Here is a 13,187-nt window from a genome sequence, read left to right on the forward strand (position 1 = left end):
ATTGTATTCGGTTTTTCACATACATTTGGCTCATCTACTCCATTCGTCGCACATTGTATTCGGTTTTTCGCATACATTTGGTCCGTTTGCTCCATTCGCGGCACATTGTATTCGGTTTTCCGCATACATTTGGCCCGTTTGCTCCATTCGTGGCACATTGTATTCGGTTTTTCACATACATTTGTTCGCAGGCTCTCATACATCGCAAAAAAGCCGCCACCCCGTATAACAATTGGTGTGACAGCTCTTTGAAACGGCTTATTTTTTGGCGATATGGCACTTCAGCAGCTTGCCCTTCACGGTTGTCTCCTTCATCGCCTGCAGCACAAGCGATCCCTTGCCGTTCAGAATATCGACGTAGGTTACGTTGTCCTGGATCGTGATGATTCCGATGTCCGCAGCCGTGATGCCCTCAAGCTTGGCGATAGTGCCAACGAAATCGACCGCGCGGAGCTTCTTTTTCTTGCCGCCGTTGAAGTAGAGCTTCATGATGTCCTGGTTCATGACCTCGGTTTTGCCGGCTTTGCGGACCTGCTGCTTGCCCAGCTTCAGATCGAACGCCGGTTTGGCGTAGGCCACGGCATCATCTGAAGGAGCTTTCATCTCCGGCAGGGTGAAGCCGATGTAGCCTTCGATTTCCTTGACCCATTTGTGCTCGTTTGGCGTAACGAAGGTGATCGCTTTGCCGCTTTTGCCTGCGCGGGCGGTCCGGCCGGTGCGGTGGACGTAGCTCTCTTTTTCGAGCGGGATATCGTAGTTAATGACATGGGTGATGTTCTCGATATCAATCCCTCTGGCTGCAACATCGGTGGCGATCAGATAACGGAACTGGCCCCGCTTAAATGCATTCATGACCTCAAAACGCTCGTCCTGCTCCATGCCGCCGTGGATTTTGTCCACCGGATATTCCAGATCCGCCATCCCGCGGAAGAGGGCATTCACCTGCTCCTGGGTGCGGCAAAAAATAATACAGCTATCCGGATTCTCCACTGTCAGCAGGTCGCTCAGCAGTCCAAACTTGGCAGCTTGTCTCACTTCAATCAGCGCATGCTCAATCGACGCCGTCGTAATTCCGCTGGCTTCGATCTCGATATCCACCGGCTCCGTCATGTACTTACGGCACAGATTCTTAATCACTTCCGGCAGCGTCGCCGAGAACAGCATCGTTACACGTTCCTTCGGCAGCTGCTTGATAATCTTCTCAATCTGCTCAATGAAGCCCATGCTGAGCATTTCGTCCGCCTCATCAATCACCAGATATTTAATCCGGCTAAGATTCAGCGTTCCGCGGTCGATATGGTCGAACACACGGCCCGGCGTGCCAACGACCACATGCGTCTTCTGAGTCAGCTCGATCTTCTGCGGGGCAAAAGGCTGCTTGCCGAACAGCGCTACCGCCTTAATCCGCTTGAAGCGCCCGATATTCGTAATATCCTCACGCACCTGCTGGGCCAGCTCTCGGGTTGGGGTCAGCACCAGTGCCTGGGGTTTGTTCTCATTCCAATCGACCAGCTCACAGAGCGGGATGGCGAAGGCTGCGGTTTTGCCGCTGCCCGTCTGTGACTTCACGATCAGATCCTGCGCCTTCAGCGCTACCGGAATGACCTTCCGCTGCACCTCGGTGGGGTCTACGTACTTCAGAACCTCCAGCGCGCGGATAAGCTCTTCATTCAAACCATAATCACTAAACTGTACTTGTACTTCACTCATATTGTATCCAACCTCTTCTATGCCGATTGTTCCGGTTCAAGCGGGGTTTCCCGCGTTCCATCCATCTTGCGCATTATTCCATTATAACACCTACTCTGCCCCTTGATTCCATTCCTTATGAAATTGCTCCAAAAAAATCAGCATAAACTGATGCCGCTCCTCCGCCAGCTGTTTGCCGTAAGAGGTGTTCATGAGGTCCTTCAGCTTAAGCAGCTTCTCATAAAAATGATTGACCGCCGTTCCCTTGGAATAGTTGCGGTATTCCTCTTTCAGCGAGTCGTCCCTTGGCGGAATTTCCGGATCATAGACCGGACGGCCCTTCGCTCCTGAAAAGACCATTGTACGCGTAATCCCGATCGCCCCCAGCGCATCCAGACGGTCCGCATCCTGCACCACTTGTCCTTCCAGCGTAGACATCGGTGCGCCACCGCCGCCGCTGAACGACATCGTCCCGATGATCTCCATAATCTGCTTGTTTGCAGCTTCATCCGGGAGATGTGCGGCCAGCCAAGTATGTACTTTGAGCAGTCCTGCTTCTTTGGAGGGATTCAGCTTCTCGTCGGCCACATCATGCAGCAGCGCGGCGATTGTGCAGATCACCACGTTGGCCCCTTCCATCCCTGCGATCAGCGCCGCTGTATTGCGCACGCGGTTAGTGTGAAACCAGTCATGGCCGGTGGTATCCTGGCCCAGTTGCTCCTTGGCGAAGTTCTCTGCTTCTGTGATAAGCTCTGTATGATTCATTATGATTGCTCCTTTGTAAAAATAGGGATATGGTGTTGCACAGCTGTCCCTGATCCGCTATAATGTGCAGTAATTAAAAGCTGAAGGGAATTGATTCACATGAACTGCCTGTCCATCATACCGAATCAACTTCATCATCACAAGCAGCGTTAGCACACACCTGAATTCATTCAGGGAGGGCTAACGCATTTCGCGTTTGACCTCCCTGCGGCATATCGAAGCGCGCGGGACCACGGGGTCCGGCGCGTTTTTTATTTTACCGGAATTCAATAACAAGGGAGCTGCTAATGATGCAAAATATTAAAGGAACTTATGATTATTTCGGCCGGGAACAGGCCATCCGCCAGAATGTCCGGACCACACTCCAGGAGCTGTTCGAGCTGTACGGCTTCGAGTCGATGGATACCACGCTGCTGAACGAGCTGGAGCTGCTGACCTCCAAATACGCCGGGGGCGATGAGATTCTCCGCGAAATGTATCAGCTGGCTGATCAGGGCGGGCGCAGACTGGGGCTGCGTTACGATCTGACGATCCCTTTTGCCAAGGTGATTGCCATGAATCCGGGAATCGAGTTCCCATACCGGCGTTATGAGATCGGCAAGGTGTTCCGCGATGGGCCGGTCAAAAAAGGCCGCCTGCGCGAATTCCTGCAATGTGACGCGGACGTCGTCGGCATTGCCGGCCCGCAGGCTGAAGCGGAGCTAATGCAGCTGGCAGCGGAGGTCTTCCGCAGACTGGATATTCCGGTGGTTCTGATGTGGAACAACCGCCGGTTCCTGGGCGAGATTCTGGGCGCGGTCGGCGTTCCGGCGGAGGAGCAGCTGTCCGTGATGCTGACCCTCGACAAGCTGGCCAAGATCGGCAGCGGCGGGGTGCTGGCAGAGCTGACGGACAAGCAGCTGACTGCGGACACGGTTCGGCTGATTTCGGAGCTGCTGGAGCTGGATAACCCGGGGTTCGGGCAGCTGGTGGAGAAGTATAAGCTTGAAGGCCAGCCCGGCGCGCTTGAAGTACTCGCGCTGCAGCAACTGATTGATGCGATTGGGCTTGGCGCCGTTTGCGTCTTCGATCCCTTTCTCTCACGCGGCCTCTCCTTCTATACCGGAACCGTCTATGAAATCTTCGACGCATCCGGCAGCTATACCTCAAGCCTTGGGGGCGGAGGCAGATATGATGCGATCATCGGAAAGCTCGTCGGGCGTGATAATATAGAGTACCCTACGGTCGGCATCTCGTTCGGGATGGAGTCGATCATGGCCCTGCTGGGCGAACGCCCGGCAGATACGGCGGAACGTTCCGGGGTCCTGATCATTCCGATCGGCGGATATCTGCCGGAGGCTCTGGTTGCCGCCGCTGCGCTGCGGGCCTCCGGCATCCGCACGGGCGTAGACACCGGCACGCGCAAGCTCAAAAAAACGCTGGCCGCAGCGAGTGCCAAGGGCATCCGGTATGTCATTATGGTTGGTGAGAGTGAAGCGGCTGAGGGCAAGCTGCGGCTCAAGGATATGACGCTGGGGAGCGAGAGATTGGTTACGGTGGGGGAGGCGGCTCAGTTGATTGCCGGGTAAAGCTTGTTGAGTCTGCTCCAGGTCCAAAGTCACTGTCAGACAGACAAGTTTGCATACGCTCCCCTCACCAGTATCTGAATACAGATGCCGACGGCTGATAGTTGTACGTTTTGCAGGATTGCTATCAGCTTGCTTGACCTCTGGGACTGCTTATTGTTGTAATTTGTGCAAGATTTCAGTCAACCGGTTGCGCTGAGCCGAAAAATGTTGTACTTTTTGCAGGATTTCCGCTCAGTTGGCGGCTGCGTTCACAAATTGTTGTACTTTTTGCAAGATTATCTTCAGATTGGCGCATCCCGGGCGCCGATTGTTGTATTTCGTACAACAATTCCCTAAAACGGGATTTAAAAAGCACCGATTGTTGTATTTAGTGCAGGATTTCTCATAGCTCCGTGCTAAAAAAGTTAAAAAGCTGCCTCCGTACGATTTCCGTACCGGAAGGCAGCTTTTCTATAGCCTGGACTTAACAGCATGAGCTTCGCCTAACTATTCCTACGCCTATTTCCCCTCATTAATCGCCCGGATCAGCTCCAGCGGCAGCTTCGGTACGCGGTCATACGTCAGCAGGCCGTTTATCTCCTGTTCCACATCCGTAAGCTGGGTGTAGCAGTAGCCCTGCACCACCCCGGACAACAGCAGCGGCTGTATCACCGCCCGCAGACGCGCGGCGAAGTCTTCGTCGTTCTCTGCGCCGGAGTAGCCCCAGCCGTCCCAGTCGCTTTTTTTGTAGGCGACACCGCCGAATTCTGTGATGAGAATCGGCTGGTCCGCATACGGGAAGCCTTCTACCGCCAACTTGCGGTTACCCGGCAGGCCGCTGACGGCCAGCTCCACGGAGGAATAGCGCTGCTCAAGCACCTCGCGCCGCCACTCGTAATCGTGGATGTTGAACAGGTCTGTGGCGACCAGCTCCCAGCCGTCATTGGAGACAACCGGCCGCATCCCGTCCAGCGACTTGGTCAAATGGTACATCGCCTGGGCATGCTGCTGCTGCTGTTTGTCGGCGGCGATGTTCGGTACGCCCCAGCTCTCGTTGAGCGGAACCCAGACTACAATGGAAGGATGGTTGTAATCCCGTTCGATGCTCTCCTGCCATTCCTGGGTGAAGCGGCGGACATACTCTTCCGAGTATTCATAGGCATTGGCCGCTTCGCCCCAGACGAGCAGACCCAGCTTGTCACACCAGTACAGGTAACGCGGGTCCTCCAGCTTCTGGTGCTTGCGCGCACCGTTGAAGCCCATCTCCTTGGTCAGCTCGACATCCCGGCGGATCGCCTCATCGCTGGGCGGTGTCAGGTTGCCGTCCGGAAAATACCCCTGATCCAGCACCAGCTTCATGAAATAAGGGCGGTTGTTGAGGCAGAGTCTGCCGCTTTCGACCGAGATTTTGCGCATACCGAAATAACTGGTTACCAGATCCAGCACCTTCCCGCCATCCAGCAGGGTAAAAGTGACATCATAGAGATTCGGCTGCTCCGGCGACCACCAGTGCCCGTGCCCATGGTCATTGAAATCACTGAGGGTAATGCTCCGGGACTCTTCCGGGTTGCGCACAGAGTACATATCACTTGAAATCGGCTGGCCTTCAAACGTGATCTCCACCTGAAGTTTCAGGGAATCACTGTTCAGCTCTCCATTACTGGTTAGCGCACCTTTAATGAAGGAGCGGATTTCAATGCTCTTGCGGTCAATATCCGGCGTCAGCTTCACCTTGCCGAGATAGACGGAGGATACCGCCTCCATCCACACCGTCTGCCAGATCCCCGTTGTCCGGGTATAGAAAATGCTGGCTGAATCGCTTTTCCAGTATTGCTTGCCCCGGGGCAAAGTTACGTCCTTGCTGTAATCCACAGCTTTGACCACCAGAATGTTAGGCTGACCCACAGGCGCGAGTGCGGCGCTGATCCCGGCATGGAACGGCGTATGCCCGCCCTCATGCTTCGCCACCAGTATTCCGTTGACCCAGACGGAGGCCTCATAATCGACAGCACCGAAATGCAGCAGAATCTCCTTACCTGCAAAAGCCTCCGGAATCTCCAGCTCCCGCCGGTACCAGACGATATCATGAAATCCGGGATCGCCGATCCCGCTCAGGCTGCTCTGAAAAGCAAATGGAAGCTGTATCCGCTGAGCCAACGGTTTATTTCCCAGATGCCACTGTTCCCGGCTGCCTACATTGTCATCGTCAAAAGCAAACTCCCACTCCCCGTTCAAATTCACCCAATTGTCGCGTACAAATTGCGGACGCGGATATTCCGCACGTTGCTGATTTGTCATTATTTCATCCTCCAGTTTCCCGTGTGATTAAATTTCATTGCCATCCGGCCTTGCTGCTGCAACCCTTATTAGTCCTTACTGTCACTCCCGGCCATCCATAGAAGCCGCCTGTGCCTTGCGTATGCTGTCCCTGTATTCTTTGGGCGAGATACCGCAGCAGTTCTTGAACACCCGGTTGAAGTGTCGCACATTGCCAAAACCTGTCTCCTCAGCGACCCTGCTGATTTTCTCACCTGTGAAGGCCAGCTTCTTGCGGGCTTCTTCTATCCGGATATGTGTCAGGAACTCGATAAAAGTAACGCCGGTCCTCTGCTTGAACAGATTGCTGAAATATGCCGGGTTCAAATACACCTCGTCCGCCACTTCCTTAAGGCTTAGCGGATGATCATAATGCTGCGAAATGTAGCGCTGGGCGGCGGCAACCGGATCGAGATCCTTCACCTCTCTGGACTTCGCAATACAACCCGTCAGGGTAAGCAGCAATCCGCGGCATTTCTCGGCCAGCTCCTGCCGCGAAGACAGGCTGCACACATCGAACAGCACCTTGCGGATATCCTTTGACCCCAACCAGGATTCGGTAACATTAAGCTCTTCGGATAATTCGTAGTAGTACAGCAGCAGCTTGCAGATTTGCTGATGAATGCTCTCCGGCGATTCTGCCATACTGCACAGCTCTTCAATCATATGTTCAACAATCGGGCCGATGCTGGCCACTCTGCCCCCGGTAATCGACTTCTCCAGCATCTCCCATGACCATTTCAAGGGTCCGCTTCCGGAATGGGGGCGCTCTGTCATTTGGGCATAATCGAGCAGCTTGTCACCGCCTTCGATTAACCGGTATAAGAGGGCAATTCCGGCTTCATTATAAGCTTTCGGAATACCCGGCAGTCCTTCCGCCGGATTACTGACCCCGATGGTTACCGTCAGGTTGGACAAAGAGCGTATCTGTCTGCGGATCAGGTCGCCTAGAGCTCCCGGTGCCGATAAGGAATGCTGCGGCTCAGCTATATTCAGCAAAGCCACGACCTCGGTATCCGATAGCACGAAGCTTATGCCTGTAGCATGGCGGTCAATCATTTCCTGGACTACCTGCTGGATATACAGGAGGAACAGGGAGGCGTCGCCCCGCTGATAACGCTCCTTCTCCACCGAATGCTTATCCAGCTTGATCACCATGCAGATGAAGTAGGGATGCCCGAAGGCAAAACCCATCTCCCGCAGCAGCTGCAGGTCGCTGTCTTCTGTTTTGCCCTTCAGCAGACTCTCGATCAGATGACCGGCCACATGCCGCTTCAGCACAGGCTGGACCTGCCACAGTTCTTCCTTACGCGCCGGAAGCGCCTTGCGCTCGGCCAGTTCCCGCCCCAATCTCTCCAGCACACGCCCCAGCTCCTGGCGTTCGACCGGCTTCATCAGATAATCCTTCGCTCCCTGGCGCATTGACTGCTGCACATAAGCGAACTCGTCATAGCCGCTGACCACGACGGTCATCAGATCCTTGAAACGTCCTCCCGCCATCTGCTGCAGCTGGATTCCGTCCATACGCGGCATTCGAATATCAGTGAGCAGCACTTCAGGCGACAGCTCGGCCAGCTTGTCAAGCGCATCATAGCCGTCAGTGGCTTCACCGACCACCTCCCAGTTCCCCTCCAGGCTGGTGATCATTTTGCGCAGACCTTTGCGGAAGACAGATTCATCGTCAACAATCAGTATTTTAGGCAACTCCGTCATCCTCCCTTGCTCTGCCCTGATGGGTAATAACCGGCAGCTTGAGCACTGCCTTGAAACCCTGATAAGGCATACTCTCCAGCGAAAGACCATATTCATCGCCATAATGCAGCACAATCCGGCGGTGAACATTCAGCAGACCGTTGCCTGAGCGTCCTCCCAGCTCCTGCGTATTCCGCAGATGCAGCCGGAGCGCCTCAAGCGCTTCCGCATTCATGCCGATGCCGTCATCTTCAACGGCGATTCTAAGCACCTGATCGCTGCTGTCTGCAGTCAGCGATATGCGGCCCCGGCCAACACCTTTGTCCAGTGCATGATTAATTGCATTCTCCACCAGCGGCTGGATCATCAGCGGAATGACCTCACAATCCAGCAGCGAAGGTTCGATGGTCATCGTGAAGTGAATGCGTTCTTCATAGCGCATCTGCTGGATTGCCATATATCCGCCGACATGGTCCAGCTCATCCTGAAGCGTCACATGCTCCTTGCGTCCGCTGAGGCTGTAGCGCAGCAGCTTGCTTAGATTGTTGGACATTGTAATAATCTCCGGACTTCCCTCTAGCTCGGCGTACATGCTGATGGAACCCAGTGTGTTGTACAGAAAATGCGGATTAATCTTGCTCTGCAGCGCGGCAATCTGCGCATCCTTCTCCCGGATCTCTGTCTCATAGAGCAGATACCCCAGCTCGCTGAGCTTGGCAAGCATGCCGTTAAATGAATGGCCCAGCATTCCTACCTCGTCCGTACCGCTCACCGGAAAAGCCCTGCTGAGGTCTCCCCGCTCGACACTGCGCATCAGCCGGCTCAGCTTGCGCAGAGGCTGGGTGATCCGGTAGGCGATGAACACATACAGGAGCAGGGCCAGGCCTACACAGATGATGCCAATAAGAATAATGTAGGTGCGCAGAACCTCGGTATCTTTCATCAGACTGGAGACCGGTACAATGCCCACCGTGGTCCAGCCGGTCACTTCAGAAGTTACGTGGGCCATCAGCAGCCCTACCCCCTCTGACTTCACATGTCTTACCCCTTCACTGGCATTATCCGGAGACAGGGAAGGCGCTGCCTGTGGCAGCCCATGATCCTTACCGATGACCAGTTTGCCGGAATCATCCGTAATGTACAGCAGCTCCTTGGCGTCCAGCTTTACTTTGGACAGAATCTCACTGATGAACTTGGGGTCCACATCAATGACGATGTACCCGAGGGTCACCCCGTCATCGAAGCTGCGCAGCTCCCGCACAATGGAGAACGCCTGATACACATTTCCGCCGCTTGAGCTTAAGTCATGTGTAGCAACATACACGGGCTGCCCGTAGTGACCCTTGAACTTGTTCAGCCAGCTGACATTTTCATCGAGCTTATAGGTCGTCACATACTGGCTCTCCGGCATGACCACATAAGAGGCACCGCCGGTGCCGTATAATGAGACACCCAGAATATCTACCCGGCCGTTCAAAAACACCTGAGTGACGAAGCTGTTCAGTCCGCTGATCTCATCCAGTGTCAGAGGTTCGCCAGGAGCACGCTTGGTTGCAAGATATTCGGTAACCTTGGGATACTGATAGGGCATCACGGTCAGCCGGTTCAGCTCATTCATATAGGTGTCGATATTCAGGGTAAGCTGCTTCAGCGTCTGAAGCTGATAATCGCCAACCTTGCGCTCCGTTGTTTCGGTGAAGCGTGCGAAGGCGAAATAGCCCGTCAGCCCCAGCGGCAGCACAATGAATACCACATTGATAAGAATAAGCTTGCGCGCGAGCGCCAGATTCCTGAACCAGCCGCGAAATGATTTCAACCGCATTCTCCCCTTTGATCCCCTTACAGTCATTTCTTCAGCTGAAGGTTAATGCTGTCCACCGCATTTTGCAGAGCCTGCTCCGGGCTTTGCTCCTTGTAGATCATTTTCTCGAATTGCCGGATAATCTCTTCATTAATACTCCACTGCTTCACATTTCTCGGCCAGTAGGCTACGGAGTTGGCGGTATTGGCATAATCACTGCGGAACTTCAGTGCAGCATAAGCTTCGCTCTCCACGACCTTCCGGGAACTCGGCACATGCCCTGCTTCCGCCCACATCACTCCATGCTCCACCGCCCAGCGGGTAAAAATCATAGCAGCATTACGCTTCTCCGCACTCATCTCACTATTGGCCGGAATAGCCAGCGTATGCGAATCTCCCCAGACCGCCGGATGGTCGTAGATGACCGGAACCGGCACCACGCCCAGCTCCAGGTTCTCATCCTGCTCAAAAGCGCCGGTTCCCCACACACCCGTAATCAGCATAGCGGCCTCCCCGTCATAGAACAGCTTGAACGCATCATTAATATCCGGCGGAATCAGCTCCTGCTGATACAGGCTGTTCACGAACTCCAGTGCCTGAAGCGATTCCGTGTTGTTAAAGACAGCCTGCGTACCTTCCGGATTGTAAAAGACACCACCGCCCTGCATCTGATTGTACAGGCTCCACCACAGCCACACGGAATCAATACGTGTGCTGGGCAGAGCCAGCGGAGCCACACCTGGCGGTAACTCTGCCTTCAACTGCTGCAGGAACTCCGTAAATCCCTGCTCTCCTTTGACGATCAGCGGTTTGTCCCCGGCATCCAGCAGCCCTGCTTCTTTTAAAAACTTCTTATTGTAATAGAGCACTAACGTATGCGTATCCAGGGGTACAGCATAATGGGCACCGCCGTAGACCGTGGACTCAGCGATTCTAGTATTGAACTGGCCCCAGTCCAGCCCGGTATCCGCAGCGAGTCCGTCAAGCGGCTCAATATAACCGTTCTGTACGAATTGCGGCAGATTGGTAGCATGGATAATCGCCAGATCCGGTGCATTACCGGACAGAATTGCCGTACGCAGCCGCGAATAATAATCATCAAGCCGGGAATTGATCTGATCGATCCGGATATCCCCGTGCTCCCGGTTGAATTGCTGCACAAGTTCGGTCATGAAAATGTTATCTCCGCCGCTGAATGGAGTCCAATACTCCAGAGTTACCGGCTCAGCGGCAGACTGTGGGGATTCCTCTGCCCCGTCTGTACCGCAGCCGCCCATCACCAGCACCAGAAGCATAGCCAGCAGCAGAATTGAAAGCGCAATCAGTTTGTTCCGTTTGTGTCCGCTAAAGCGTCCCGTATCTCTCATATGATTAAGCCCCCGTCAAGCATGCAATCTATGAATCTACCCGGCTTATTCACTCTTCTGCCATATATCCATATAATCTATACCGAAGCTGCCTTGTCTGTCAAAAAGAATAATTTCATTCGCACCGCCCTGTAATTCCAGCTCCAGTTCAATGAAGGATACCCGGTTTCGTCCCTGAGATTCCGGGGTCAATACGATCGTAGAATCCCCGTTCACCCCTACCTCCAGCTTCGCATCCGGTGAAGCGTTAAGGACAGCTACGGAGACAGTGTAAGTCCCGCTTCCCGGTAGACGGATGTTGCTGAAACGCAGCGCCGCATCACTTCCGCTGAGGGTTGCCGCTGCCCCGCCCGAGGCATACGGGTTATCCTCCGCATCAGCATTCCCCTCCAGCGTCTGGGCTTCACCTTCATAACGCGGAATTTCAATAGCCTTCAGTTCAACTGCGCTTCCCTCCGGCAGCCCAAAGGCTACTGTATTCATCCCGGCTGTGAACGGTATGCTCAGATAGGCGTATCCGGTTTGGCCTCCCCCGGTAGGCGGCAGCTGAAGCTTTGACGGCGTTCCAGCATTCACTGAAACTGCCGCCTCCGCCGGTTCTCCACCCGGATTCACATAATGCGCCAGCAGCGGAGTATCGCTATCTACTGTGGACGGCAGAGACGGGAACTCCAGCCGGTTCCCGCTGCGGATGGCATTCTCAGCCTGGAATACTCCCATTCCAGCGGGAACCTCAAGCGCCGTGCTCAGCGCCAGCGGCTTCCCGAACACAGGTTGGCCGCCATCGTCCCAGTTGACCGGCTGGGCCCGTGCTTTGCGGTTGTTCCAGCCGTCCGCCGCTCCAGTAGTCGCGTGATAGACAATCCACTGCTCGCTGCCATCCGGCGACACCGTAAACGAGTTATGCCCCGGCCCGTACACTCCGGCGGCTTCATCCATTGCCAGCAGCGGCTGCTCCGTCTTGGTCCAGTCTGCCGCCTCCAGCGGATTGCCGCCGGGCTTCAAGGCCAGCAGGCCCAGACTGTAATGCGGTGTCCAGCTGCCCGCGCCGGAATAGACAATGAAGACGCGTCCGTCATGATGAAGGACCGACTGGCCTTCATTGATGTACGGCGGACCTCCAGCCTGCTCCCACGGAAGCAGCGGCTCGCTCAGCAGCACCCTCGGACCGCTGATTGTCAGCGGATCACTCATTGGCGCAATATAGGTGTTCTGCGCAGCGTTGACATCGCCCTCCCAGCCGGACCAGACGAAATACAGCTCATCATCCACTTCCATTGCCAGCCCGTCGATCGCCCACTTGTTGGTATCGTCGGTGACTTGGCCCTTGAAGGTATAATCGCCCAGCGGATCACCGCTGTCCCCCTGCAGCACATACATCCGGTGATTCTCGTTATTTCCATCATCTGCGGCAAAATAGATATACCAGCTGCCCCGGATGTACTGGAGCTCGGGCGCCCAGAGATTCGCCGAGTAGGCGGTCTCCGCCGGCGGATACCATACCACTCTCCGCTCGGCCTGGCGGAAATCCAGGGTACGTGACTTCATCACCATAATATCCGTTCCGTTATGGGTGAAGGTCATGTAATAATATCCATCCTTGTAGATCACGCTCGGATCAGGCGTATCGATCCCGGCAAGTGTGTTCTTAAACGTTCCGCCATGCCCGTTATAGACTTCATCTATCCTGCTATTATTGTGCTGCTGCACTAAATATGCACCTCCCGCCAATATAAGTAACAGAACCGCCGCAAGGGAGTAGACTATTCTACGTGAGTTTTTACCTGTCCATGCCTCGTGCGGTTTCGCTGATTTCATTTCCATCTGCTTCCCTCCAAGGGTTATGGAACAGTTTTATATAAGATGTACAATAGAAATTAACAAAAAGCAGGTAGGAACGAATGGGGAATTTGGAACTATAGGAGCGGTAGCGACCGCCTGAAAGCTTTCCACAGGAAAGCTCGCTACGGAAGCATAATCAGTCACCAGATTTCCACCGCGAAAAAGCGG

8 protein-coding genes are annotated in these 13,187 nt (G+C 54.6%); 1 reads left to right on the top strand and 7 read right to left on the bottom strand.

Annotation, left to right across the window (positions count from 1 at the left end; translation table 11 throughout):
- Window positions 1-258: 258 nt before the first annotated feature.
- Window positions 259-1,710, bottom strand: coding sequence for a DEAD/DEAH box helicase (locus NSU14_RS19770; protein ID WP_076244156.1), 1,452 nt, complete (start codon window positions 1,708-1,710; stop codon window positions 259-261).
- A gap of 90 nt (window positions 1,711-1,800) precedes the next feature.
- Window positions 1,801-2,454 (bottom strand): HD domain-containing protein, encoded by a 654-nt coding sequence (locus NSU14_RS19775; RefSeq protein ID WP_076244154.1) that lies wholly within the window; start codon window positions 2,452-2,454, stop codon window positions 1,801-1,803.
- Window positions 2,455-2,741: 287 nt separating this feature from the next.
- Between NSU14_RS19775 and NSU14_RS19780 the strand changes: the two genes are divergently transcribed.
- Window positions 2,742-4,022 (top strand): histidine--tRNA ligase, encoded by a 1,281-nt coding sequence (locus NSU14_RS19780; RefSeq protein WP_336102212.1) that lies wholly within the window; start codon window positions 2,742-2,744, stop codon window positions 4,020-4,022.
- Window positions 4,023-4,520: 498 nt separating this feature from the next.
- Here the strand turns inward: NSU14_RS19780 and NSU14_RS19785 are convergent, their stop codons facing one another.
- From NSU14_RS19785 to NSU14_RS19805, 5 genes are all read right to left on the bottom strand, one after another.
- Complete coding sequence (locus NSU14_RS19785; RefSeq protein WP_336102211.1) at window positions 4,521-6,299, bottom strand: glycoside hydrolase family 2 protein; 1,779 nt, start codon at window positions 6,297-6,299, stop codon at window positions 4,521-4,523.
- An 81-nt stretch (window positions 6,300-6,380) separates the two neighbouring features.
- Window positions 6,381-8,021 carry a response regulator gene (locus NSU14_RS19790; RefSeq protein ID WP_336102210.1) on the bottom strand — a complete coding sequence of 547 codons (1,641 nt, stop codon included), beginning with the start codon at window positions 8,019-8,021 and terminating at the stop codon, window positions 6,381-6,383.
- A complete protein-coding gene (locus NSU14_RS19795; protein WP_336102209.1) occupies window positions 8,014-9,825 on the bottom strand; it encodes a cache domain-containing sensor histidine kinase in 1,812 nt (603 codons plus the stop codon). The genes NSU14_RS19790 and NSU14_RS19795 overlap by 8 nt, the downstream gene beginning before the upstream one ends.
- A gap of 29 nt (window positions 9,826-9,854) precedes the next feature.
- Entirely contained in the window at window positions 9,855-11,177 is a 1,323-nt protein-coding gene (locus NSU14_RS19800) for an ABC transporter substrate-binding protein (RefSeq protein ID WP_336102208.1), read from the bottom strand.
- A gap of 45 nt (window positions 11,178-11,222) precedes the next feature.
- Window positions 11,223-12,887 carry a family 43 glycosylhydrolase gene (locus NSU14_RS19805; RefSeq protein ID WP_336102207.1) on the bottom strand — a complete coding sequence of 555 codons (1,665 nt, stop codon included), beginning with the start codon at window positions 12,885-12,887 and terminating at the stop codon, window positions 11,223-11,225.
- Window positions 12,888-13,187: the final 300 nt, after the last annotated feature.

The sequence above is a fragment of the Paenibacillus sp. FSL R10-2771 genome, assembly GCF_038000205.1.
Classification (GTDB): domain Bacteria; phylum Bacillota; class Bacilli; order Paenibacillales; family Paenibacillaceae; genus Paenibacillus_AQ; species Paenibacillus_AQ phytohabitans.

What these genes read in the sequence shown, in the direction of transcription:
- NSU14_RS19780 (WP_336102212.1), top strand. Translation starts at nt 2,742, where the DNA reads ATGATGCAAAATATTAAAGGAACTTATGATTATTTCGGCCGGGAACAG.
- NSU14_RS19800 (WP_336102208.1), bottom strand. Translation starts at nt 11,177, where the DNA reads ATGAGAGATACGGGACGCTTTAGCGGACACAAACGGAACAAACTGATT.
- NSU14_RS19775 (WP_076244154.1), bottom strand. Translation starts at nt 2,454, where the DNA reads ATGAATCATACAGAGCTTATCACAGAAGCAGAGAACTTCGCCAAGGAG.
- NSU14_RS19785 (WP_336102211.1), bottom strand. Translation starts at nt 6,299, where the DNA reads ATGACAAATCAGCAACGTGCGGAATATCCGCGTCCGCAATTTGTACGC.
- NSU14_RS19770 (WP_076244156.1), bottom strand. Translation starts at nt 1,710, where the DNA reads ATGAGTGAAGTACAAGTACAGTTTAGTGATTATGGTTTGAATGAAGAG.